We start from the raw sequence: 24,157 nt of genomic DNA on the forward strand, positions 1-24,157 counted from the left end.
GTTGGATCGAAGGAATGTGGGCTTGGAGTCAGCCTGCGGTGCGCCGCTGGCGCAGTGTGTCAATGATGACGGCCGCCACGATCACCGCGCCCGTGATGATGCGCTTGGAGGGCTCGCTCGCCCCCACCTGCGCCAGACCGGCCTCCAGCACCGCAATGATCAATACGCCAAACGCGGTGGTCACCACCGAGCCGCGCCCACCCATCAGGCTGGTGCCGCCGATCACCACCGCCGCGATCACTTGCAGCTCCATGCCGGTGCCGGCATTGGGGTCGGCGGCTTCCAGCCGGGCCGACTGCATCAGGCCCGCCAGGCCCGAGAGCAGGCCGGTGAGGGCAAAAACGATGATTTGCACCGGGCGCGGGTCCACCCCGGCCAGGCGCATGGCTTCCTCGTTGGTGCCGATGCCCACCACCGAACGGCCAAACACGGTACGCGTCAGCACCATCTGTGCCAGTACCACCAGCGCCAGTGCAATCAGGAAGGCCACCGAAATGCCACCAAAAAACGGTGCCGCCAGCCAGGAGATCGCGTCGCCCACATACTGCGTGCGCGAGTCGGTCACCAGGTAGGCGCTGCCGCGCACGGCTTCGAGCATGCCCAGTGAGACGATGAACGACGGCAGTCGCCACGCCACCGAGATGGCCCCCGTGAGAGTGCCGCACACCAGTCCGGTGAGCAGCGCCAGTGCGGCGGCGGCCGGCACCGACCAGTGCCATTGCAGGATGGCAGCGGCCGAAGTGGCGGCCGACAGTGCCATGACCGAGCCCACCGACAGGTCGATGCCCGCGATGATGAGCACAAACGTCATGCCCACCGCCATCACGGCCAGCGCCGGAATTTCGTTGGCGATGGTGACGAAGGTCTCGGCGCTCCAGAAGTATTCGGACCGCCAGGAAAACAGCCCCACCATGCCGGCCAGCACGGCGACCAGCCCCAGATAGGTGCCCAGTTGGCTGCGCCACATCGAGGCGGAGCGTGGCGCAGAAGAGAGGGTAGTCGATGGTGCGGCGGCGTTCATGCGATGGCGGAAGAAGCGGAGTGGGACGAAGCAGCGGACGGTGCTGTTGGGGCTGAAACCGGAACGGAGGTACTGGCGGAGGCCGCGCCGGCAGGGTGTCCGGCCGTGTCGGAGAACGCTGCGGCGAGCAAGGATTGTTCGGACCATTCGCCGCGTTCGAATACGGCTACCAGGCGGCCCGCGCGCATCACACCGATGCGGTCCGCCATGGCCATGAGTTCGCGCAGGTCGGACGACACCATGAGCAGCGCGCGGCCTTCGTCGGCCATGCGGTCCAGCTCGGTGTAGATCTCGGCGCGTGCGCCCACGTCCACGCCCCGCGTGGGCTCGTCCAGCAGCAGCGCACGCACGGGCCGGTGCAGCCAGCGGGCGAACACCACTTTTTGCTGGTTGCCGCCGGACAGCTGCCCCACGGGCTGCTCGCCGCTGCGGCAGCGAATGCTCAGCGTGCGCACCAGGCCCCCCACCAGGCGGCGCTCCAGCGCACGCAGCAGCCAGCCGCCGCGCGAGACGGTGCCGAGGTCGGACAGCGTGGCGTTGATGCGGATCGGCTGGGTCAGCAGCAAACCCTGCGATTTGCGGTCTTCCGTCACCAGGCCCACGCCGGCGCGGATGGCATGCAGCGGAGAGGCAAAGCCGCGTGCGAGGGTGTTTGCTACTGTGTTGATAGCGCCTTGCGCTTGTGCATCAAGCGCTGGAGGCTGTTTTTGCTTAAGTTTTTGTGTGTACAGCGTGATGCTGCCTCGATCTGCGCGGTCAGCGCCAAACAGCAGACGGATCAGCTCGGTGCGCCCCGAGCCGACCAGGCCCGCGATGCCAAAGACTTCGCCCGCATGCAGCGTGAGGCTCACATCCTGCACGGCGGTGCCGCGCCCGATGCCGTCCACCTGCATCACCGCCGGCCCGGCTACGCGGCGCGGCCGGTGCTCCAGGTCGTTCACGGAGCGGCCCACCATGCGGCGCACAAGATCGTCTTCCGACAGCCCGGCTATGGGGCACACGTCCACCAACCGCCCGTCGCGCAGCACCGCCACGCGGTCGGCAATGCGCCGCAGCTCTTCCAACCGGTGCGACACATAGACAATGGCCACCCCGCGCCCGGTGAGGCGTGCGATCTGGTCAAACAGGTAGGTGGTTTCGCGCGGCGTGAGCATGGCCGTGGGCTCGTCGAGCACCAGAATGCGCGTGTCGTCCTGCAGGTTGCGGGCGATCTCTACCATCTGCTGCTGGCCGATGCCCAGTTGTGAAACCGGCGTGGCGGGGGCGATGCCTTCCAAACCGATCTTGGCCAGTTGTGTGCGTGCCGCTGCATGCAGCACATCGCGCTTCAGCCAGCCCGCCCGGTGGGGCATGCGGCCGAGCAGCAGGTTTTCGGCCACGGTGAGCGTGGGCACCAGCCCCAGCTCTTGCATCACCATGCGCACGCCATGCCGTTCGGCCTCGCGGCGCGAGGTAGGCGCAAAGAGCTGCCCGCCCAGGCGCATGCTGCCGCGTGTGGCGGGCGTGAGCCCGCAGAGGATTTTGGACAACGTGCTTTTGCCTGCGCCGTTTTCGCCCGTCAGCGCCAACACCTCGCCCGCGTTCAGCGTGAGCGTCACGCCGTCAATCACGGTACTGGCGTGGTAGTCCTTGCCGACCGCGTCGATGCTCAGCAGCGGCGTGGTGTGGGGTGAATGGGGCATGGTGTGGAAAAGCGGGTTACAGGCCATGGCATCCCTGGCCGTTCGGGCTGAGCCGGTCCAGGCCAGGGCGCCAAGGTGGCGGCCCCTTGATTCGACCCCTCGACAAACTCAGGATAGGCAAGCTCAGGGTGAACGGTCGGGAAGGGCGCCGGTTTGCGTCTTACTGCGGTGCAGGGTTGGGTCCAGGGTTTACTTGCTGTCCTTGGTGATCAGCACCACGTCGGTTTTCACCTGGACGGGGAGCTGGGCCTGCGGCGTTTTGGCCGCAAGCGCTTTCAGCGCCAGTTCAATACCGAAAACAGCCTGTTTGGCGGCAAATTGGTCCGCGGTGGCCAGCACGCGGCCATCGGCCAGCATGGGTTTGATGGCGCCGATGTTGTCATAGCCCACCACCTGCACCTTGCCGGTCTTTCCTGCGGCTTTGACGGCGGCCACGACCCCCAGGGCCATGCTGTCGTTGCCGGCCAGCAGGGCGGCAAGATCGGGGTGCTCGCGCAGCATGCCAGCGGCCACGGTGTTGCCTTTTTCAATTTCCCAGTTGCCGGACTGCACGCCCACCACGGTGATATTGGCGGCTTTCATCGCGTCCTGGTAGCCCAAGGTGCGCTGCTGTGCGTTGAAGGTGGTGGACACGCCTTCGATGATGCCCACCTTGTCGCCGGCCTTGAGCGTCTTGGCCAGGTAGTCGCCCACGAGCTTGGCGCCCTGGCGGTTGTCCGGGCCCACAAAAGGCACGGTGATGTGCTTTTCCTTCAGCGCATCGGCATCGAGCTGGTTGTCGATATTGACGACGAGGATGCCCTTGTCGATGGCCGCTTTGACGACGGGCACCAGGGCCTTGGAGTCGGCTGGAGCCAGCACGATGGCGTTGGCCCTTTGGGCGATGGCCTGCTCGACCATCTTGATCTGGGCTGCGGTATCGGTTTCGTCCTTGATGCCGCTGGCGATCAGCGTGTACTGGGCGGCATGCTGCTGATGGTGGGCCTTGGCGCCGTCTTCCATGGTGTGGAAGAACTCGTTGGCCAGGGATTTCATGATGAGCGCGACCTTGGGCTTGTCCTGTGCCACGGCAGGGCCGGCCAGCAGGCCCCCCAGTACGGCAAGGGCGGCGGCAGTCTGAAAGGAGCGGCGGGTGAATGGCATGGTGTTTCCAGTTGGGATGGTTGGGCGAGGGCGACAGGTCAGCGGCACACAAAGTGCGCGAAGCCGTGGCTTGATGCCCCGCCCGCGTGTTCTGCGCTTGCTTGTCGGTTGCAAATGATACTCAAAGCAATCGTTTGCGCAAACGTTTGCTTCTCAGTGTTAACCCGAAATGTCGAGCATGGCGTGGAGCGCTTTCTCGCTTCCGGTTGGCCCCGTGGGGCTGTGATGGAGGTCGGTGCGGGTCAAGAAAAGGAAAGGGCGCCAAAGCGCCCTGGAGTCTGTCCGCCCTGAGTGGGATGGCCGCTGTGTCAGGCCGTCGGCGTGCGCAGCTGGCGCCGCAGAATCTTGCCCACGTTGGTCTTGGGCAGATCATCGCGGAACTCGATGCGGCTCGGGCGCTTGTAGCCGGTCAGATTGTCGTGGCAATAGCGCGCCACGTCGTCTTCGGTCAGGTTCGCGTCGCTGCGCACCACGAAGAGCTTGACCGACTCGCCCTGGCGCTCGTCGGGCACGCCCACGGCCGCGCATTCGAGCACGCCGGGGCACAGCGAGACCACGTTCTCGATTTCATTGGGGAAGACGTTGAAGCCGCTGACCAGGATCATGTCCTTCTTGCGGTCGATGATGCGGGTGTAGCCCTCCGCGTCCATGATGCCGATGTCGCCGGTGCGCAGGAAACCGTCCTGCGTGAAGGCGGCGGCGTTTTCCTCGGGTTTTTCGTAGTAGCCCGGTGTCACGTTGGGGCCGCGGATGCAGATCTCGCCCGGCTCACCGAGTGCCAAACTGTTGCCCTCGTCGTCCTTGATGGCGATGTCGATGCCCGGCAGCGGCAGGCCGATACTGCCGGAAAACTCGGTGGTGTTCACCGGGTTGTTGGTGCCGATGGCGCAGGTTTCGCTCATGCCCCAGCCTTCGACCATGACGCTGCCGGTCACCTTCTGCCATTGGCGCGCCGTGCCCTCGGACGCTGCCATGCCGCCGGCCTGTGACACGCAGAGCTGCGAGAAATCCAGTGTGCGGAACTGCGGGTTGTGGAGCAGCGCATTGAACAAGGTGTTCACCGCCGGCAGCATGTGGAAGGGGCGCTTCTTGAGCACCTCGACGAACTTGGGAATGTCGCGCGGGTTGGGAATCAGGGTCAGGTGCGAGCCCTGGCGGATCGCCAGCAGGCACAGCGTGAGCGCGAAGATGTGGTACAGCGGCAGCGCGGCAATGCTGTTGGCGCGGGTGACGTCGCCCATTTTGGCCAGGGCCGGGGTGAACCAGGCCTCGGCCTGCAGCGTGGCGGCGACGATGTTGCGGTGGGTCAGCACCGCGCCTTTCGATCGCCCGGTGGTGCCGCCGGTGTATTGCAGGAATGCCGTGTCGTCCAATGTGGCGCTGCTGGCGGTGAGCGTGCGCCGCGCGCCATCGGCCAGGGCCTGGCGGAAGGTGACCAGCGTGCGCCCCGCCGAGAGCGGCAGGCTATACGCCGGCACCATCTTGGCGAGGTGGCGCACGGCAAAGGTGATCCAGCGGCCGTACCAGAAGCCCAGCAGGTCGCCCATGGAGGCCATCACCACGCGCTGCACGCCGGTGTGCCCAATGACTTCGGCCAGGGTATGGGCGAAGTTCTCCAGGATGACGATGGCGCTGGCGCCCGAGTCCTTGAGCTGGTGCTCCAGCTCGCGTGCGGTGTAGAGCGGGTTGACGTTGACGCAGATGTAGCCCGCGCGCAGCACCGCCGCCATGGTCACGGCGAACTGCGGAATATTGGGCAGCATGATGGCCACGCGCGCACCGGGTGCGAGCCCCTGGCCTTGCAGCCAGGCCCCCAGCGCGGCAGACTGGCGGTCGAGCTCGGCGTAGTCCATCCACTGCTCCATGCAGACCGAGAACGGGCGCCCGGCATGCTGGCGCATGGCGTCTTCGATCATGTGGGCGGCCGAACGGTATTGCTCGGGGTGCACCTCGTGCGGTACGCCTGCGGGGTAATTCTTGAGCCAGATCTTGTCCATGCGAGGAAGCGGGTGCAAAGTGACGAAACCTTTGATTCTGTTGGGCCTCTCTGGACGGGCCTACCGGGCTTGTCCTAGGGTGTGGGCCAATTGCGTCTCGCAGGCGACAAGCTCGGCGTCGAACAGCAAGTCCATCAGCCGGGTCTCGCGCTCGCGCACCGTGTCCAGAAAACCTTCGACGGCGCCGCGCTTCCTTGCCAGCGCGCCAAACGTGTCGAAACCCACCTCCAGGAAATGCTGCAACGCGCCCATGCCTGCCGCCTGGGCGGGCCCGCGCATGGCGCGCAGGAGAAGGCGCAGGCCGGGGGTGCGGGTAAAGCGCGTCAGGTCGTGGCCCAGCTCCATCACCCAGGCCAGCTGCTGGCGCCGCGCTTCGGGCTGGCCCGCCGTCTTCCAGGCTGCGGCGTAGCGGCACGCTTCGGGGGTGGTTGCGGGCTGCGCCAGCCAGGCCTGGGCCATGGCGTGGTCCAGCTCCTCGGTCTTGGCGTGCAGCAGCGCCAGCGTCAGCGCGGTGTGGACCACCGGGCGGGGAAAGACGGTTTGCAGCGTGCCGGCGATGCGTGCGAACTGCGCGTCGCGGGCGCTGTAGTCGCCGGGGCTGTAGAGCTCATCCAGGAAAAACTGCGTGGCGGGGCGGACCGTGGGGTCGCGCATCAGGTCGGTGTAGCTTCCCATGAAGCGGCGCGATTGAAACTGCTTGATGTCGCGCACGGCGGTGGCCAGCGCGGGGTTGGACGCCTGCGCGGCGCGCAGTTCGGTCACGCGGGCAATACTTTGCCGGATGTTTTCTGCTGCGTCCATTTCGAGATTTCGGCTTGCACAATAGGGCTTGCACCCATTACACCATTGCCATGATCGCCCGCCTCCAAGCCACCTGGACCATTGGCCTGCTGCTGATGGCGGCCCTCTGGCTGGTTTTTGCCCTGCCGCACTCGCCCGTTTGGGCCGTGGGCGGTCTGGCGTTCGCCGCGCTGCTGTACCTGGCTGTGATGGCGCTGCAGTTCACCTTGATGCAGCGCGTGAATGCCGCAGACCCGGCGCCGCGCGCCCGGCTTGCGCAGGTGGTGCACGCCTGGTGGGCCGAGCTGGGCGTGGCGCTGCGCGTGTTCTGCTGGGACCAGCCCTTTCGCAGCCATGCGGAACCCGACTGGCTGCCCACGGCGCCCGCTGGCCAGCGCGGTGTGGTGCTGGTGCACGGGTTTTTGTGCAACCGGGCGCTCTGGCGCCCGTGGTTCGAGCCCCTGCGCGCCGCCGGCCATGCCTACGAGGCGGTGAACCTGGAGCCGGTGTTCGGTTCGATTGACGATTACGCGCCCACCATCGAGGCGGCTGTGCAGCGTGTGCACGCGGCCACCGGCATGGCGCCGGTGCTCATCTGCCACAGCATGGGGGGCCTCGCCGCGCGTGCCTGGCTGCGCGCCTGCGCAGGCGAGGCGCGGGTGCAGCATGTCATTACCCTGGGCACGCCGCACCGCGGCACCTGGGCCGGGCGCTTCTCGCGCGCCGCCAATGGCCGGCAGATGGCGCTTGACGGTGATTGGGTAGGCGCGCTCAGCGGGGCCGAGCCGCCGGGCCGTGCGGCGCTGTTCACCTGCTGGTATTCCAACTGCGACAACATCGTCTTCCCCACCAGCACCGCCACCTTGCAGGGCGCCGACAACCGTTTGATCGCCGGCGTGGCGCATGTGGAGATGGCGCGCCGCCCCGAGGTGCTGCAGGGCTGCCTGGCCTTGCTGGCGCGGGCAGCAGATCCTGTTGAAAAAAGTTAAGCCAAATTGGCCTCTAGCGCTTATCTGATAAGCGTTAGTAGCTATTGAAACAAGAGCAACTTCCCTGCCTGCTCAGTCGCCTGATGCGTTGGCGGCGATCTCGGGCAGGCCGCGCAAGCGTTCGTACACCGGCGCGAAATCGGCCGCTGTCATGTCGAACAGGTCCTGGAAGCTGTCGATGACGAAATACGTTTCCTGGAAGCTGTCGATCTTGTAGCGCGTGCGCATGGTGCGCTCGAGTTGCAACGGCAAGCGCTGCGGCTCAGTGCTTTGCACCGAATACGGCAGCTCGCCCGACGAACTCAGAATGCCTGCGCCGTAGGCACGCAGGCCGCCGGCTTCGCGGATCAGGCCAAACTCGATGGTGTACCAGTACAGGCGCGAGAGCATTTCGCAGGCGCCCAGGCGCTCGGCCTTGAGCCCGCCCTGGCCGTAGCGCTGCACGTAATCGGCAAACACCGGGTTGAACAGCAGCGGCACATGGCCGAACAGGTCGTGGAAGATGTCGGGCTCGACGATGTAGTCGAACTCTTCGGGCGTGCGGATCCAGTCCGTCACCGGGAACTTGCGGTTGGCGAGCAGGGTGAAGAAAGGAACTTCGGGGATCAGCCCCGGCACGCCGACGATCTCCCAACCGGTGGCAGGTTTCAGGCGCGCGTTGATGTCTTCGAAGCGTGGGATGCGGTCCTCTGCGCCCAGCGACGGCAGCGCGGCGATGAAGGCCTCGCTGGCCAACCCCGGCAGCAACGCCGACTGGCGTGCGTAGAGGCGCCGGTAGGTGTCGTGGTCCTGCTCGGTGTAGCGGGCGTAGTCTTGCGGGCAGGTGTAGTCGGCGCCGGCGCGGGCGTAGTCGCCGCGCGGGGGGCGCTCGCTGGCGCCATAGACAACGGGTTCGACGGCCATGGGGTCTCCTTTTCAGTCTTCATGGGGCATGTACCGGCCACGGCGCATGCAACCGGCGCCGCCCAGGCCAGGGCCGCCGCGCAAGGGCCGCTCCGCCGCGCTGGCGGCGTCCCCCTGCCTGCGTCGCGCAGCGATGCGAGAGCGGGGGGAAGGAGCGGAGCGACACAGGGGGTGTCTCTATTCAGGCTGGTGCCTTGAGCACGCCACGGCGGATCTGGTCGAGTTCGATGGATTCGAACAGCGCCTTGAAGTTGCCGTTGCCGAAACCGTCGTCGCCCTTCCTCTGAATGAACTCGAAGAAGATCGGGCCGAGCTGGTTTTCGCTGAAGATTTGCAGCAACAGGGCGCCCTTCTTGCCGTCGATCAGGATCTTGCGCTTGTGCAGTTCTTCGAGCGGCTCGCCGTGGCCCGGAATGCGCTTGTCCACCAGCTCGTAGTAGGTGTCGATGGTGTCGAGCAGGCGCACGCCGCTGGCACGCAGGCCGTCCACGGTCTTGTAGAGATCGTCCGAGCCCATGGCGATGTGCTGGATGCCTTCGCCCTTGTAGCTATCGAGGTACTCCTGGATCTGGCCGGGGTTCTCTTTGCCTTCCTCGTTGATCGGGATGCGGATCTTGCCGCAGGGGCTGGTCATGGCCTTGCTCTTGACGCCCGTGACCTGGCCTTCGATGTCGAAGTAGCGGATCTCGCGGAAGTTGAACAGCCGTTCGTAAAAGTCGGCCCACTCGCCCATGCGGCCGCGGTGCACGTTGTGCGTGAGGTGGTCGATATAGGTCAGGCCGTGCCCAAAGGGCGCTAGGGCTTCCTGCGCGCTGACACCGGGCAGGGCCTCGAAATCGACATCGAAGAAGCCGATGTTGCCGATGTCGCCGGGCTGTGCGCCGCCCTTGCCGCGCCAGCGGTCGACAAAGTAGATCAGGCTGTCGCCAATGCCTTTGATGGCCGGAATGTTCAGTTCGCCCGGCCCCGCCTTGCCGGCGTAGCCCCAGGCGCCCAGCGAGACGGCGCGCTCGTAGGCCGCCTTGGCGTCGTGCACGCGGAATGCGATGGCGCAGACGCTGGGGCCGTGCAGGCGCGCAAAACGCTGGGCAAAGCTGTCGGGCTCGGCGTTGATCAGGAAGTTGATCGTGCCCTGGCGGAAGAGGGTGACGTTCTTGTGGCGGTGGCGCGCCACCGGCTTGAAGCCCATGGCCTCGAAGGCGCGGCCCATGGCGGCTGGGTCCGGTGCGGCGTATTCAATGAATTCAAAGCCGTCGGTGCCCATGGGGTTGTCCCAGGCGGCATGGGCGTCGGCGGACGCGAGGGTTTCGGTGGGGTGCATGCGGTCTCCGTCTTGTGGAAGGTTCTTGGCGCTGGTTCGCGAAGCTTGGAGCCGATGCGGACGCGCCTTTGCGAACGAATGCCTGCACTGTAGAGGCCGATTGGATCAATATTTAGGCGAATTGTTGGGTTTTTACGCAGGTTTATGCTGAAGCCCTGCGCTGCATCAATGCGTTCAATGGCGCATCTGCGGTGCCCAAGAGGGCGCCTGCCCTGTTTCAGCGGGCCGGAGTGGCGCGCAGCGCCAGCGCCGCATCGAGCCGCAATTGCTCCTGCGGGGTGAAGCTGCGCTCGCGCAATTGCGCCAGGGCATTGGCGTCGGTCTGGCTTGCCTGGGCGCGGGCATAGTCGTCCAGCCGTGCGTTCCAGTCGCGGTCTTGCGCGTCCAGCTGGGCCAGGCGCTGGGCGGCGTCTTCGCCAAAGCGCGCGCTGCGCTGGGCAAAGCGGGTGCGCTCGTCGGTTCCGGCGGCGTTGAAGGCGGCGGTTTGTGCACCCACGGCTTCTTGCACCACGCTCTGCGCCCGCTCGGCGCGTTGTTGCGGGTCGAGTTCGGTTTCCGTGCCTGCGAGCGCCTGGCGGCGCTGCTCCGCGGTCAGATCACGGTTGCGCTCGATTTCCAGGCGCGCCAGGGTGTAGCGGTCGAGCGCCTGCTGGTCGGCAAACAGCGCGTCGAATTCAGTTTCGTCGAAATACTGGCGGCGCAGTGCATCGCGCGCCTGCAGCACGTCGCGCAGGGCCCGTGGATCGGTGGCGTCCTTGGGTGGCTTGAGTTCGCCCAGGGCGACGCGGTAGTCCACATAGCGCTCGGCCAGGGCCAGGGCGCGCGTGCTGAGCGCCTCGCCAAAGCGCCGCGCCACCAGGTCGGCCAGGCGTCGCTTCAAGGCTTGGGGGTTGGGCATGTCGCCGGCTTCCAGCAGCATCGCTTCTAGTTCATCGCGCAGCCCTGGGGTGAGCAGGGGGTCGACGGCGGCGGAACTCAGCGTGGAGGTTCCACGAGGTGCCAGCGGTTCACCATGGTGCTTCGGCGATTCCCCTGCGCCTGCCGGTCGCTGTGCAGCGCCTTGCGCAGCCGATTCTCCAATGTCCTGCGACACCAGCCACCACGCGCCGGCCGCAAGCACTGCGGCCGCGCCCACCAGCGCAATGGTGCGTCCCTTCACAGCCCGGCGTTCTTCAGGCGGTGGGCTTGCTCGCGGTACAGCGTGACAGGATCGGGCGAAAACCAGTCGCGCAGGCCCACCATCTGGTTGATTTCGTCCAGGTGGTTCTGCCGGTAGTCGCCCAGGTGGAGGCCCAGGTGCGCCGAACAAGCCGCCACCAGCCCATCGTTGGCTTCGCCAAACACCAAGCCGGTGGCAAACAAGGCCGCGTCGCTCGGGTCGAGCACGTTGGTCAGCGTGTTCTTGCCGGTCCAGGAGTAATAGCGCACGCCCGCAACCAGTTCGGCGCCGTTGCCGCAGCCGCTGGTGGGAACGCCCGCGCCAAAGCGCTGGTTGAAGCGGGCCGAGCCGGCCGTGGTCAGCGAATCGAGGGCGGCGGTGGGCATCTGCGGCAGGCTGCTCCCGCCCGAGGCGAGGTTGATCAAGGTCACCAGGGCGCTAGCGGCGCCCTGGGCAACCGTCTCGCCCACACTGCCGGCCGGGGCCACGCCGCGCAACACATCGGCCACGCGCGAACCACGGTTGACGCCGCCGACCGAAGTGACCGAAGCCACGAGTTGCGGCGCCACACCGGCCACATAGCGTGCCGTGGGGCCGCCATGCGAGTGCCCGATCAGGTTTACCTTGGCTGCGCCGGTGATCGCCAGAATGTTGCGCACCTGCGCGAGCAACTGTTCGCCGCGCACCTCGGTGCTGTTGGCGGCCGACACCTGCGCCACGTAGACCTGGGCGCCGCTCTGGCGCAGGTCGCTCGGGATGCCGTAGAAATAGTCGATACCAAACACCGAATCAAAACCGAAGAGCCCATGCACCAGCACGATGGGGTAACGCGTCTGGGCGTAGGTGCTTGCTGCCGTGGCAGGCAGGGCGGTGGCGCACAGCAGCGCGAGAGCGAATAGCCAGCGCATCGGCAACTGGCGAAAAAATGCGGTCATGGTGTCTCCTGGTAGTTATGGACAAAAAAGAACGCTCGTTCTTTTTTGTGAGCAAAATTGTTTCTGCGACGTGGAGCGCTGCGTATTCGGACATACCCGTGGTGCCGCACGTCGCGCAGACGGAACGTGCAGCGATAAAATCCTGCGCCATGCAAACCAAAGACGCACTCGACAAGCTAGACCGATCCATCTTGCGCTGTCTGCAAGCCAATGGCCGCGAAACCTACGACGTCATCGGCGAGCAGGTGGGGCTCTCGCCCAGTGCCGTCTTGCGCCGCGTCAAGCGCTTGGAAGAAGCCGGGGTGATCGACCGCTACGTGGCATTGGTCAAGCCCGAGTCGGTGGGCTTGGGGCTCACCGCCTACCTCAACGTGCGGCTGGAAAAAGCCACCGAGAGCCACAAGCGCAACCCGATGGATGTGTTTCGTGCGGCGGTGCAGACCTGGCCAGAAGTGGTCGAGTGCGCTTCGCTCACCGGCGAAATGGACTACCTGCTGCGAGTGGTCGTGGCCGATATGGCGCATTACAGCCGCTTCATCATGGAGACGCTGCTTAAGCACCCCAGCGTGCAGGATTGCAAGACCAGCTTTGTGCTGGACCACGTCAAGGCCACCACGGCGGTACCTGTCTGACGGCTTTCCACGCCTTCCTCCTACTCGGGACATCTTGGCAAGCGTTTGATTTCATTGAAAATTTGGCTCTACAGTCTAATTTGTTGCACTGCAACAAAAAACGCTTGGAAAGCGGAGGCAAAGCGCCTATATTGGCTCCATGACTGAAACCAAAGACTGGATCAAGGCGTCCTGGAACACGGGAATGGACCTGCTTCGGGTTCCCGCTGCCAGGCTGTCGGATGCCACGCGCAGTCCGCTCATGGTGCCCATCCGCTCCCTCGGCCCCGCGCACCGCGAGCGCATTGCCCAACACCTGCTGGCGCTGGCGCCCGCCGACCGCTACCTGCGCTTTGGCTACGCTGCCCGCGACGAGCAGGTGCGGCGCTACGCCGAGCAGCTCAATTTCGACCGCGACGAGATTTTTGGCATCTACAACCGCCGCCTCGAACTGATCGCCATGGCCCATCTGGCGTACACCGACACCGCCGCCCATAGCGAATGCGCGGAGTTCGGCGTTTCGGTGCTGGAACATGCCCGTGGGCGTGGCTACGGAGCGCGCTTGTTTGACCGCGCGGCGATGCACGCCCGCAACGCCGGCGTGCGCATGCTGTTCATCCATGCACTCTCAGAGAACACGCCCATGCTGAACATCGCGCGCGCGGCCGGGGCGCGGGTGCGGCGCGAAGGCCCGGAATCCGAAGCGTTTCTGGATCTCGCGCCAGCCAGCCTGGACACGCACATGGCCGAGGCGGTGGAGCAGCAGTTTGCCGAGTTCGATTACCGGCTCAAACAGCAAGCGCACCAATTCTGGCGGTTCCTATCCGGGCTGCAGGCAATGCGCACCGGCGCGATCCAGAATACCGCCGGCCAAACGCCTGAAGAATGAGGCGCTTGGAGTCTCTGCCTGTCCAACACTACACTAGGGCTCTGATCCACTACCGCATGTCCTGCATCCAAAGGCAGTGTCCGAACCGCATCCCGCGCGCGCGCTTGACAAGGAAGACAAGCGCACCTTCTTCAAGCGACTCGTCGAATTCATCCATCCGGGTCCTGATTCCATTGACGAGCTCGTCGCCATTCTTTCCGAGGCCGAGGACAACGAGCTGATTGGTCCCGAGTCGCGCGTGATGCTGGAGCGCGTGCTGCGCATGGCCGATCGCACGACGGGCGACGTCATGGTCGCCGCCCCCCGCATGGACCTGCTCGATATCGATGCGCCCATGGACGAGTTGCTGCGCCTGGTCATCAACACGGCGCATTCGCGCTTTCCGGTGTACCAGGGGGAGCGCGAAAACATCATCGGCGTGCTGATGGCCAAAGACCTGCTCAAGCTGCAGCGCTCGCCCGATCTGCACATTCGCACGCTGCTGCGCCCGGCCACCTTCGTGCCGGAAACCAAGGGCCTGAACGATTTGCTGCGCGAGTTTCGCAGCAACCGCAGCCATCTCGCTGTGGTGATTGACGAGTTTGGCCGCGTTGCCGGGCTGGTCACCATCGAGGACGTGCTGGAAGAAATCGTCGGTGAGATTGAGGACGAATTCGATATTCCCGAGGACGACGGCGATATCTTTGCACTGGCCGACCGTACCTACCGTGTCAGTGGCGACACTCCCGTGGAACGTGTTGCCGAGGCGTTTGGCGTGACGATCGCCAGTACGGACCCCGAAGATGAGTTCGACACCATCGGTGGCCTCATCGCGCATGAAATGGGCCATGTGCCCAAGCGCGGCGAGCATCTGCAGTTTTGCGGCCTGCATTTTGTGGTGCTGCACACCAAGGGCGGCGCGGTGCGCTGGTTCAAGGTGACTGGCGCCACGCAAGACCTCGCCCGGCCAGATTGATGCCGATGCGCGCGCGCGGCGGCGTTCTGCCTGCCTTGCTCGCCTGCGCTGCAGGCCTCGCGCAGGCGGCGTCGCTGGCCTGGCCGGGCAGCGGTCAGCCGGTCTGGGGTTTGCAAATTTTCTCGCTGGCGGTGCTGGCGGCGCTGCTGCGGGCGGCGCCCAGGCCCCGCAGCGCGGGTGCGCGGGCCTGGTGGTTTGGTACCGCCTGGTTGAGCGGCACCTTTTGGTGGTTGTTCATCTCGCTGCACACCTATGGTGGCCTGCCCGCACCACTCGCGGTGCTGGCGGTGGTCGGGCTGGCGGTGTTCCTTGCGTCGTACTACGCGCTCGCGGGCCTGCTCTACCGAGCATTGGCGCCTGCATCGCGCCTGGGTGCTGCGCTCTTGTTTGCCGGGTTGTGGTTGATCGCCGAACTGGCCCGCAATACGCTGTGGACGGGGTTTCCCTGGGGCGCTGGAGGCTATGCGCATGTCGACGGACCGTTGGCCGTACTGGCGCCGCTGGTCGGTGTGTATGGGATAGGTTTCGTCGCCGCGTTCCTGGCCATGCTGCTGGCGCGCTTGCGCCTTGCCGATGCGCGAAGCGGCCGTGCCTGGCTGCTGCTGGCGGTGCTGGCCTTGGGGCTGGGCGCACTTTATGGGTGGCACGATCGTTCGCGCGGCGATTCCGCCCCGGCGCATGTACCGCTGACGCTGGCCTTGCTTCAAGGCAATATCCCGCAAGATGAAAAATTTCAGCCCGGCAGCGGCGTTCCCACGGCGCTGCACTGGTACGCGGAGCAACTGGCCCACGCCGATGCCAGCCTGGTGGTGGCACCCGAGACGGCGCTGCCGCTGCTGCCGCAGCAATTGCCGCCGGGCTATTTGGAAGCGATTGCGCGGCGCTACAGCCACGGCGAACAGGCGGCACTCATCGGCATTCCGCTTGGCGACCTCAAGACGGGCTACACCAATTCGGCGTTGGGCTTTGCGCCGGGCCAAAGCGCGCCCTACCGGTACGACAAACACCACCTCGTGCCCTTTGGGGAGTTCATCCCCCCCCTGTTTCGCTGGTTTACCGAGCTTCTCGATATTCCCCTGGGTGACTTCGGGCGCGGCCCGCTGGGCCAGGCCAGCTTTGTCTGGCATGGCGAGCGGATTGCCCCCAATATTTGCTACGAAGACTTGTTTGGTGACGAAATCGCAGCGCAGTTTCGCGTGCCCGAGACAGCGCCCACGGTGCTGCTCAATCTGAGCAACATTGGCTGGTTCGGCACGGGGCTGGCCATCGACCAGCATCTCACGATCAGCCGCATGCGGACACTGGAATTCGACCGACCCATGGTGCGCGCCACCAACACCGGCGCTACGGCGGTCATCGACCATCGCGGTGTGGTGACGCACCGTCTCGCCCGTGCGACACGTGGCGCGCTGTACGCAAGCGTGCAGGGGCAGGGCGGTGCGATAACGCCCTTTGCCTGGTGGGCGGCGCGCTGGCGTTTGCAGCCCTTGTGGATTTTGGGGGCTATCTGCGTGTTGGTCGCATTCCTTGTGCGTGGTAACCGCGCAAGAAGAAGCCGCAAAGCGTCTCTACAATCGGGGCTAGACGTATCCATCTAAAAATGCACTTATTGCCTGACTTGGCGCCGTGGCTCCGGGCGACGCAGTCCCGCCAGGCGAAGGGCACCCCTACCGAACGAAGGCCTTGCCTGCGCAGGCCTGGAGCACGATTTTCATGGCAGATTCCTTTTCGTACGAGCAACTGATCGCCTCCGGCGAGGGGCGGCTTTTTTCGCCCGAAAGCGGGCGCCTGCCGCTGCCGCCCATGCTGATGTTCGATCGCATCACGCATATTGACAGCGAAGGTGGCGCGCACGGCCTGGGTCTGATTCGCGCTGAACTCGACGTGCGGCCCGACTTGTGGTTCTTTGCCTGCCATTTCCAGGGCGATCCGGTGATGCCCGGCTGCCTGGGTCTGGACGCCATGTGGCAACTGATTGGTTTCTACCTGACGTGGCTGCAATTGCCGGGAAAAGGCCGTGCGCTGGGCGCGGGCGAGGTGAAGTTCACGGGCGAGGTGGGGCCTGACGTCAAATTGGTCACCTACGAAATCAATATCAAACGGGTCATCAAGCGCAAGCTGGTGATGGCCATTGGCGACGCCCGCCTGTTGGCGGATGGCCAGGAAATTTACGTGGCAAGCGACCTGCGTGTCGGCCTGTTCAAGAAGGACGACGCCTCGGTGGGTGCCCCAGCGACAGGAGAGACTCCATGAAACGGGTGGTGATCACGGGCACGGGCATCGTCTCGTGTATTGGCAATGACCAGGAGGCAGTGACTGCATCGCTGCGCGAAGGAAAATCCGGTATCCGCGCTATGCCGGAGTTCACCGAATTCGGCCTGCGCAGCCAGGTGGCGGGCGTGCCGCAGATTGATCTGGATGCGCTCATCGACCGCAAGCAGCGCCGCTTCATGGGCGATGCCGCGGCCTACGCCTATGTGTCCCTCAAGAATGCCATTGCAGAGGCGGGGCTCACGCCCGCGCAGGTGTCGCATCCCCGCACCGGCCTCATCATGGGCTCTGGCGGCGGCTCGCCGGCCAACCAGATTGAGGCGGCCGACACGCTGCGCAGCAAAGGTATTCGCCGCGTCGGGCCTTACCAGGTGACGCGCTGCATGGGTTCGACCGTGTCGGCCAACCTGTCGACGGCGTTCGCCATTAAAGGCGTCAATTTCTCGATCACCTCGGCTTGCAGCACCTCTGCCCATTGCGTGGGCATGGCAGCGCAGCAGATTGCTTTTGGCTTGCAGGATGTGATGTTCGCAGGTGGCGGCGAGGAGCTCTCCTGGGGCCTGGCACTGCTGTTTGACGGCATGGGGGCCATGTCCAGCAAATTCAACGACACGCCCGAGAAGGCCTCGCGTCCTTACGACACCGACCGCGACGGCTTTGTGATTGCTGGGGGCGGCGGCGCGCTGGTGCTGGAAAGCCTGGAGCACGCCCAGGCGCGCGGCGCCCACATCTTCGCCGAGCTCGTGGGCTTTGGCCTGTCGTCCGACGGCGAAGACATGGTCGCCCCTTCCGGCGAAGGCGCCATTGCGTGCATGCGCCAGGCCATCGCTAACGCGGGTGGCGGCCCTATTGACTATGTGAACATGCATGGCACCTCCACTCCCGTGGGGGATGTACCCGAACTGCGGGCGCTGCGCGAAGTCTTTGGCGATGCAGTGCCACCGTTTTCTTCGACCAAGTCGCTCACCGGCCACTCCCAAGGAGCGACGGGCGTGCAAGAGGCGATTTACTGCCTGTACATGCTGCAAGGCGGCTTCATCGCCGGTTCGGCGAACATCGAGAACCTGGACCCAGCGGCTGAAGGCATGCCGATCGTGCGCGTGTCGCGCGATGCGCCGCTCACCACCGTGTTGTCCAACAGCTTTGGCTTTGGCGGCACCAACGCCAGCCTGGTGCTGCGCCGCTGGGACGGCGCCTAAGACCTACAGCGCTCCTGTCGCGCCTGCAATCCCAGCGGCCGTAAAATCGTGGGTTTGGCGCGCCGCTTTGGCGTGCTGCGGGCATCGCCCGGCTTACTCTGGCGTGGTTGATTCCGCGCAGGACGCCCCATGTTGACCTTCCAGCAAATCATTCTCAAGCTCCAGTCTTACTGGGACGCGCAAGGCTGCGCGCTTTTACAGCCCTACGACATGGAAGTGGGTGCTGGTACTTCGCATACCGCTACATTTTTAAGAGCAATCGGCCCTGAACCCTGGAAGGCGGCCTACGTGCAGCCCAGCCGCCGCCCCAAGGACGGCCGCTACGGCGAGAACCCCAACCGGCTGCAGCACTACTACCAGTACCAGGTGGTCTTGAAGCCTGCGCCGAGCAACATCCTTGAGCTGTACCTTGGCTCGCTTCAGGCACTGGGCTTTGATCTGAAGAAGAACGACATCCGTTTTGTGGAAGACGACTGGGAAAACCCCACGCTGGGCGCATGGGGCCTGGGCTGGGAGGTCTGGCTCAACGGCATGGAGGTGACGCAGTTCACCTACTTCCAGCAGGTCGGCGGCATCGACTGCAAGCCCGCCACGGGCGAGATCACCTACGGTCTGGAGCGCCTGGCCATGTACCTGCAGGGCGTGGACAACGTTTACAACCTGACCTGGACCGAAGGCGCTGATGGTTCAAAGCTGACCTATGGCGACGTCTACAAGCAAAACGAGGTGGAGCAGTCCACCTACAACTTCGAGCACAGTGATGCCGATTTTCTGTTCACGGCCTTCAACGCCCATGAAAAGCAGGCGAAGCACCTGATGGAGCAGCGGCTGGCGCTGCCCGCCTACGAGCAAGTGCTCAAGGCCGCGCACAGCTTCAACCTGCTGGACGCACGTGGCGCCATTTCGGTAACCGAGCGTGCCGCGTACATCGGCCGCATCCGTAACCTGGCCCGTGCCGTGGCCCAAAGCTATTACGAGAGCCGCGAGCGCCTGGGCTTCCCCTTGGCGCCGCGCGAATGGGTTGCGCAAATGACCCAGAAGGCCGCCTGAGGCCGGAGCCCACTTCATGACAACGAAAAATCTACTCGTCGAGCTCTTCGTCGAAGAGCTGCCCCCCAAAGCGCTGCAAAAACTGGGCGATGCCTTTGCCGGCGTGCTGTGTGAGCAACTCAAGGCCCAGGGCCTGGCGACCGCGGATTCGGTGCTCACACCATTCGCCTCGCCGCGCCGCCTGGCCGCGCAGGTGACCGCCGTGGCCGGCAAGGCCGCCGACAAGGCCGTGCGCCAAAAGCTCATGCCCGTCAGCGTGGGGCTGGACGCCGCTGGCACCGCCACGCCTGCGCTGCTGAAAAAGCTGCAAGCCCTGGGCGTGCAGGTATCTGACCCGGCTGCTGCGGTCGCTCTTCTCCAACGCGCGCAAGACGGCAAGGCCGAGGCCTTGTTCTACGACAGCGTGCTGCCCGGCGCTACGCTGCAGGAGGGGCTGCAAAAGGCGCTGCACGAGGCCATCGCCAAGCTTCCCATTCCCAAGGTCATGACCTACCAGTTGGAGACCGACTGCGAACTCCCCGGCTGGAGCAGCGTGCAGTTCGTGCGCCCCGCCCATGGGTTGGTGGCGCTGCACGGCAGCGACGTGGTGCCGGTCAAGGCGCTGGGGCTCACGGCGGGCAACCGTACGCAGGGCCACCGGTTTGAGGCGGCTGTCTCGCCCGTGGTGCTCAGGATTGCGGACAGCTATGCCCAGCAACTGCGCGATGAAGGCGCCGTCATTGCCAGCTTCGCCGAGCGCCGCGCCGAGATCGCGCGCCAGCTGGCTGCTGCAGCCGCAAAAGTGGGCAACGGCGCCCATGCCATTGAGGACGATGCCCTGCTCGACGAAGTCACTGCGCTGGTCGAGCGCCCCAATGTGCTGGTGTGCTCGTTCGAGCAGGAGTTTCTTGGCGTGCCGCAGGAATGCCTCATCCTCACGATGAAGGCCAACCAGAAGTACTTCCCGCTGCTGGACGCGGCCGACAAGTTGACCAACCGGTTCCTGGTGGTCAGCAACATCACCCCGGATGACCCAAGCCTGGTGATCGGCGGCAACGAGCGCGTGGTGCGCCCTCGCCTGGCGGACGCCAAGTTCTTCTTTGACCAGGACCGCAAGAAGACCTTGGCCTCGCGCGTCGAAGGCCTCGGCAAGGTGGTCTACCACAACAAGCTCGGTACCCAGGGTGAGCGCGTGGAGCGCGTGCGTGCCATTGCCCAGGCCATTGCCCATCAATTGGGCGATAGCGCACTGGTGCAACAGGCCGACCAGGCCGCATTGCTGGCCAAGACCGACCTCGTCACCGATATGGTGGGCGAGTTCCCCGAGCTGCAGGGCACCATGGGCCGCTACTACGCGCTCAACGATGGCCTGAGCGAAACGGTGGCGGACGCCATCGAAGACCACTACAAGCCGCGTTTTTCCGGCGACACCCTGCCGCGGAGCACTGTCGGTGTGGCGGTGGCGCTGGCCGACAAGCTGGAAACCCTGGTGGGCATGTTCGGCATTGGCAACCTGCCGACAGGCGACCGCGATCCGTTTGCGCTGCGCCGGCATGCGCTGGGCGTGATCCGCATGCTGGTGGAGAAGAATCTGTCGCTGGATCTGAATGCGCTGCTTGCCAGTACGGTACCTGCCTTTGGCGACAAGATCACGGATGCTGCACCGCAGGTGGCGGATTTCATCTACGACCGCCTGGCCGGCAACCTGCGCGAGCAGGGTTACAGCGCGCAAGAGGTCGATGCCGTGCTGGCCCTGCGCCCGCAGCGCCTGGCGCTGGTGGAAAAGCAGCTTGCTGCCGTGCGCGCTTTCGCTGCGCTTCCCGAAAGCCCGGCGCTGGCTGCCGCCAACAAGCGCGTCGCCAATATCCTCAAGAAGGCCGGCGACGTCGATCCGCATGTCAACCCCGAGCTGCTGCAAGAAGCGGCCGAGCAGGATCTGTACGCCGCCCTGCAGCGTTTCGTCCCCGAAGCCAATGCCCAGTTCGAGGCGGGCGATTTCACTGCGTCGTTGCAAACCCTGGCGGTGCTGCGTGCGCCGGTAGACGCCTTCTTTGACGATGTCATGGTCAACGCCGAGCAACTCGACCTGCGCCTGAATCGCCAGGGTCTTCTCAAAAGCCTGCACCTGGCGATGAACCGCGTGGCCGACCTTTCCCGCTTGGCGGTATGAGCGCGGGCGCAGTGCCCCAGCCGCCGCGCGCTAGGGACGGGCGCCAGGCAGGGGTTGTCCTGGCGTTTGGGCCGCCCGCCCTGCTCGCTGCCGTACGGGCGTGGCTCGAATGGCTGGACGGCCGGCACGCGCCGGGCCCCGCGTTTGCCATTGCGCCGCTGCCGTCGTCGCCCTCGGCCTTGGCGCTGTTCCTGCCCTGGTTGCTTGCCGGCGTGGCGCTGGCGCTGATCGCCGGCCTGCTGTGGCTGTGGTGGCGACGCGGTGGCGCGCGGGCGGTGCGGCGGGTGCTGGTCGCTTTGTGGGTGCTGTTGTGGCTGGGCGGCGCGGGAGCGCTGTGGGTGTCGCACGCCAATACCGAGCAGTGCGCGCCGCTGCCCGCAGCCCAGGCGCGCGTGCTCGGGTTGCGCCCGCGCCCGCCCACGCTGCACCAGTTGGGGGGCAGCGAAGTGGTGCTGGAGGTGTCTTCTCTGGCCGGAGCGCAGCTCGTGCGCATTAACGACGAGGGCGTTGCGCTCTGGCACCCTGGGCAACGCCTGCGCGTGGTGCTGGCGCACGGCCGGTTCTACGGCCTGTACCTGACGGGCTGGGAAGCCGCAGAGACGGCAGAGACGCCCCCCGCCGTCCAATAGCCGGATAATCAGCCGCATGAAACTCGTGATTCTTGATCGCGACGGCACCCTCAACGTGCCGCTTGCTGGCGACGATTTTGTCGCAACGCCGGACGACTGGCAGCCGCTTCCCGGTGCGCTGGAGGCGGTGGCGCGCATCAACCGGCTGGGCTGGCATGCCGTGGTGGCGACCAACCAGCCGGGGCTTGGGCGGGGTCTTTTCGACGTTGCCACGCTGAACGCGGTGCATGCCAAGATACACCGGTTGCTCTCGGCCGCTGGGGGCCGTATCGACGCGGTGTTCTACTGTCCGCACGCGCCAGGCGAAGCGTGCAGTTGCCGCAAGCCGGCGCCTGGTTTGTTCGAGCAGATTTGCGAGCGCTATGGCCTGGCCCCCGCCGAAGTGCTGGTGGTGGGCGACAGTGCCGATCACCTGCAGGCTGGTGCTGCCATTGGCGCGCAGCTGCATCTGCTGCGCAGCGGCGCCGAGCCGTCAGGCGACATGCCGCCGGTGCTGCGTACGCACCAGGACCTCTCGGCTTTCGCTGATTACTTGGCGCGCGAGGCGGAAAGTGACGCCGAGCCAGCCATGGTGCAAATCGCCTGAAGGTGCTGGCTCTCGGGCCCGATGGCAAGACCGCTGTCCATGCAGACCCTGATCCAGTTGGCGTTTGACTTCTTTGCGCCAGCGCCGCTGGCTGTACCAGGTGAGGCGCCGAAAAAATTCAAACGAAATAGGCCTCTAGCGCTTATTCCAAAAGCGGTTGCAGCTCCTGAATTGGAAGCTAAGAGGTCGCGGGAGCACGGCGCGGAGCTGTTTGCGCCCCTGGTGTTTCGGCACCCGCAGGCGCGCCGGGAGCTGCGCCTGGGCGACGCCGTGGTGGCGTATGCGCTGGTGCGTGCGCGCCGCCGCAGCATCGGCTTCACGGTGGGTGCGCAAGGCCTGTCGGTGCGCGCACCGCACGCTGTCACACTGGGCGCCATCGATGCGGCGCTGCAGGAAAAGGCCGGCTGGATACTGCGCAAGCTTGCCGAGACACGCGAGCGCGCCGCGCTCCAGGACGAGGCGCGCATCGTCTGGCGCGATGGGGTGTGCCTGCCATGGCTGGGCCAGTCGCTGTGCGTGCAGCTCGATGGTGCTGCTCCGATGGGTGGGCGGCTCGTCGCTGCTCCAGGAGGCATGCCGACGCTGCAATTGGGGTTGCCTGCAAGTGCCAGCCCCCAGCAGATCCGTGATGCGGCTGGGGCCTGGCTCGGGCGTGCAGCGCGCGCGCACTTCAGCGAGCGGCTCGATCATTTCGCACCGCGCATGGGCGTGCGCTGGCAGCGCCTGGCGCTCACCAACGCGCGCACGCGCTGGGGCAGCGCGCGCAGCGACGGCTCCATCCGGCTGAACTGGCGCTTGATGCACTTCGCACCCGAAGTGCTCGACTACGTCGTGGTGCATGAGCTCGCACACCTGCGCGTCATGGACCACAGCCCGCGCTTCTGGGCCGAAGTGGGCGCAGTCTTGCCCGATTACGCGCAGTTGCGCAGGCGCCTGCGCGAGGAGACTGCGCCGAGCTGGGAAGATGACTGAGCGTCTAAGAACGTGTTTACGATCTCCCAGCGGCTCCTGCGAGATCGTAAACACGTTCTAAGGGCCATGCCTTTCAACGTCTTTGATCCCCCCGTTCCCGTAAGCTCGCAGAGCCTAAAGAAACCGGGAGAAGATCATCTGGCAGGTTGTTGTTGAGAAGTACGAGCAGCAGGCGCCAGCTGCGGTGATGACACACCTGGCGCTGGATCGGGCGCTGCCTGCGCAATGGATAGACGAAGTGTTCGATCAACATCGCCAGCGCCAATATCCACGCGAGTTGCTGTTCTCCAGCGTTGTGGAGCTGATGACGTTGGTCACGCTGGGGCTGCGGCCCTCGCTGCATGCGGCCGCGCGCAAGATGGCTGATCGCCTGCCGGTGTCGTTGGCGGCGCTGTACGCCAAGGTCAAACGCACGGAACCGGCCCTGCTGCGGGCCTTGGTGCGGGGCAGTGCCCAGCGCTTGGCGCCGGTGACCACTGGCCTGAACAACCAACCCAGCCTACCGGGCTGGCAGTTGCGCATTTTCGATGGCAACCACCTGCCCGCCAGCGACAAGCGTCTGGCGCCACTGCGCGGCTTGCGCGGCGCCGCCTTGCCGGGGCATACGGTGGTGGTCTATGACCCGGACAGCGCGCTGGTGTGCGACATCGTGGCCTGTGAGGATGCCTATCAAAGCGAGCGCATCGGTGCGGCTGAACTCATTGACAGCGCGCAAGCGGGCCAGGTCTGGATCGGAGACCGGCATTTCTGTACGCAGCCCCTGCTGTGCGGGCTGCAACAGCGTGCAGCGGGCTTCATTGTTCGCGAGCACACCAACCACCCCAGGCTGCAGGCAAGGGGCTGCTGGGGGGAGTACAGCACCATCCCTACTGGCCGGGTTCGCCAGCAGCACATTGTGTTGGCAGCAGGTGAGCAA

The 24,157-nt window shown here is 65.5% G+C and carries 22 protein-coding genes; 13 read left to right on the forward strand and 9 right to left on the reverse strand.

The window, feature by feature from the left end; genetic code table 11:
• Window positions 1-28 precede the first annotated feature (28 nt).
• The 5 genes from AC07ZH_RS07890 to AC07ZH_RS07910 all read right to left on the reverse strand — a co-directional run bounded on the left by AC07ZH_RS07890 (window position 29) and on the right by AC07ZH_RS07910 (window position 6,644).
• Window positions 29-1,021 carry an ABC transporter permease gene (locus AC07ZH_RS07890; RefSeq protein ID WP_495199263.1) on the reverse strand — a complete coding sequence of 331 codons (993 nt, stop codon included), beginning with the start codon at window positions 1,019-1,021 and terminating at the stop codon, window positions 29-31.
• Window positions 1,018-2,703: a sugar ABC transporter ATP-binding protein gene (locus AC07ZH_RS07895; protein WP_495199264.1), complete on the reverse strand. Its 1,686-nt coding sequence runs from the start codon at window positions 2,701-2,703 to the stop codon at window positions 1,018-1,020. Before AC07ZH_RS07895 ends, AC07ZH_RS07890 begins: the two co-directional genes overlap by 4 nt.
• Before the next feature lie 189 nt (window positions 2,704-2,892).
• A complete protein-coding gene (locus tag AC07ZH_RS07900) occupies window positions 2,893-3,846 on the reverse strand; it encodes a sugar ABC transporter substrate-binding protein (protein WP_495199265.1) in 954 nt (317 codons plus the stop codon).
• A gap of 308 nt (window positions 3,847-4,154) precedes the next feature.
• Window positions 4,155-5,843, reverse strand: a complete 1,689-nt coding sequence (locus AC07ZH_RS07905; RefSeq protein ID WP_495199266.1) for an AMP-binding protein — start codon at window positions 5,841-5,843, stop codon at window positions 4,155-4,157.
• Window positions 5,844-5,903: 60 nt separating this feature from the next.
• Window positions 5,904-6,644: an FFLEELY motif protein gene (locus tag AC07ZH_RS07910; protein ID WP_495199267.1), complete on the reverse strand. Its 741-nt coding sequence runs from the start codon at window positions 6,642-6,644 to the stop codon at window positions 5,904-5,906.
• Between the two features lie 50 nt (window positions 6,645-6,694).
• On the opposite strand from AC07ZH_RS07910, the gene AC07ZH_RS07915 reads away from it, so the two are divergent.
• Window positions 6,695-7,612, forward strand: a complete 918-nt coding sequence (locus AC07ZH_RS07915; RefSeq protein ID WP_495199268.1) for an esterase/lipase family protein — start codon at window positions 6,695-6,697, stop codon at window positions 7,610-7,612.
• A 72-nt stretch (window positions 7,613-7,684) separates the two neighbouring features.
• Here AC07ZH_RS07915 and phhA read toward each other — a convergent pair whose 3' ends face one another.
• The 4 genes from phhA to AC07ZH_RS07935 all read right to left on the reverse strand — a co-directional run bounded on the left by phhA (window position 7,685) and on the right by AC07ZH_RS07935 (window position 11,930).
• The gene (phhA, locus tag AC07ZH_RS07920; RefSeq protein ID WP_495199269.1) at window positions 7,685-8,515 is read right to left on the reverse strand and encodes a phenylalanine 4-monooxygenase; all 831 of its coding nucleotides are present in this window, start codon (window positions 8,513-8,515) and stop codon (window positions 7,685-7,687) included.
• Window positions 8,516-8,696: 181 nt separating this feature from the next.
• On the reverse strand, window positions 8,697-9,836 hold the full coding sequence (gene hppD / locus AC07ZH_RS07925; RefSeq protein ID WP_495199270.1) for a 4-hydroxyphenylpyruvate dioxygenase: 1,140 nt from the start codon (window positions 9,834-9,836) through the stop codon (window positions 8,697-8,699).
• 217 nt (window positions 9,837-10,053) lie between these two features.
• Window positions 10,054-10,995: a lipase secretion chaperone gene (locus AC07ZH_RS07930; RefSeq protein WP_495199271.1), complete on the reverse strand. Its 942-nt coding sequence runs from the start codon at window positions 10,993-10,995 to the stop codon at window positions 10,054-10,056.
• Complete coding sequence (locus tag AC07ZH_RS07935; RefSeq protein WP_495199272.1) at window positions 10,992-11,930, reverse strand: esterase/lipase family protein; 939 nt, start codon at window positions 11,928-11,930, stop codon at window positions 10,992-10,994. The genes AC07ZH_RS07930 and AC07ZH_RS07935 overlap by 4 nt, the downstream gene beginning before the upstream one ends.
• A 149-nt stretch (window positions 11,931-12,079) precedes the next feature.
• Between AC07ZH_RS07935 and AC07ZH_RS07940 the strand changes: the two genes are divergently transcribed.
• The 12 genes from AC07ZH_RS07940 to AC07ZH_RS07995 all read left to right on the forward strand — a co-directional run.
• On the forward strand, window positions 12,080-12,562 hold the full coding sequence (locus AC07ZH_RS07940) for an Lrp/AsnC family transcriptional regulator (RefSeq protein WP_106448160.1): 483 nt from the start codon (window positions 12,080-12,082) through the stop codon (window positions 12,560-12,562).
• 139 nt (window positions 12,563-12,701) lie between these two features.
• Complete coding sequence (locus AC07ZH_RS07945; RefSeq protein WP_495199273.1) at window positions 12,702-13,430, forward strand: GNAT family N-acetyltransferase; 729 nt, start codon at window positions 12,702-12,704, stop codon at window positions 13,428-13,430.
• Window positions 13,431-13,506: 76 nt separating this feature from the next.
• A complete protein-coding gene (locus tag AC07ZH_RS07950) occupies window positions 13,507-14,385 on the forward strand; it encodes a CorC family transporter (RefSeq protein WP_119110223.1) in 879 nt (292 codons plus the stop codon).
• Complete coding sequence (gene lnt, locus AC07ZH_RS07955; RefSeq protein WP_495199274.1) at window positions 14,385-15,983, forward strand: apolipoprotein N-acyltransferase; 1,599 nt, start codon at window positions 14,385-14,387, stop codon at window positions 15,981-15,983. Before AC07ZH_RS07950 ends, lnt begins: the two co-directional genes overlap by 1 nt.
• 115 nt (window positions 15,984-16,098) lie before the next feature.
• On the forward strand, window positions 16,099-16,638 hold the full coding sequence (gene fabA / locus AC07ZH_RS07960) for a 3-hydroxyacyl-[acyl-carrier-protein] dehydratase FabA (protein WP_119110225.1): 540 nt from the start codon (window positions 16,099-16,101) through the stop codon (window positions 16,636-16,638).
• The gene (fabB, locus tag AC07ZH_RS07965) at window positions 16,635-17,855 is read left to right on the forward strand and encodes a beta-ketoacyl-ACP synthase I (RefSeq protein WP_495199275.1); all 1,221 of its coding nucleotides are present in this window, start codon (window positions 16,635-16,637) and stop codon (window positions 17,853-17,855) included. Before fabA ends, fabB begins: the two co-directional genes overlap by 4 nt.
• A 129-nt stretch (window positions 17,856-17,984) precedes the next feature.
• Window positions 17,985-18,905: a glycine--tRNA ligase subunit alpha gene (gene glyQ / locus AC07ZH_RS07970; RefSeq protein ID WP_495199276.1), complete on the forward strand. Its 921-nt coding sequence runs from the start codon at window positions 17,985-17,987 to the stop codon at window positions 18,903-18,905.
• 16 nt (window positions 18,906-18,921) lie between these two features.
• The gene (gene glyS, locus AC07ZH_RS07975) at window positions 18,922-21,054 is read left to right on the forward strand and encodes a glycine--tRNA ligase subunit beta (protein WP_495199277.1); all 2,133 of its coding nucleotides are present in this window, start codon (window positions 18,922-18,924) and stop codon (window positions 21,052-21,054) included.
• Window positions 21,051-21,683 (forward strand): hypothetical protein, encoded by a 633-nt coding sequence (locus AC07ZH_RS07980; protein ID WP_495199278.1) that lies wholly within the window; start codon window positions 21,051-21,053, stop codon window positions 21,681-21,683. The genes glyS and AC07ZH_RS07980 overlap by 4 nt, the downstream gene beginning before the upstream one ends.
• Before the next feature lie 16 nt (window positions 21,684-21,699).
• Window positions 21,700-22,269, forward strand: coding sequence for a D-glycero-beta-D-manno-heptose 1,7-bisphosphate 7-phosphatase (gmhB, locus tag AC07ZH_RS07985; RefSeq protein WP_495199279.1), 570 nt, complete (start codon window positions 21,700-21,702; stop codon window positions 22,267-22,269).
• Window positions 22,270-22,308: 39 nt separating this feature from the next.
• Complete coding sequence (locus AC07ZH_RS07990; protein WP_495199280.1) at window positions 22,309-23,241, forward strand: M48 family metallopeptidase; 933 nt, start codon at window positions 22,309-22,311, stop codon at window positions 23,239-23,241.
• Window positions 23,242-23,428: 187 nt separating this feature from the next.
• Window positions 23,429-24,157 (forward strand): transposase (locus AC07ZH_RS07995; protein WP_495199281.1); only part of this gene is annotated, 729 nt, incomplete at its 3' end.

This window comes from Simplicispira sp. GW247-4R2A (assembly GCF_059424465.1).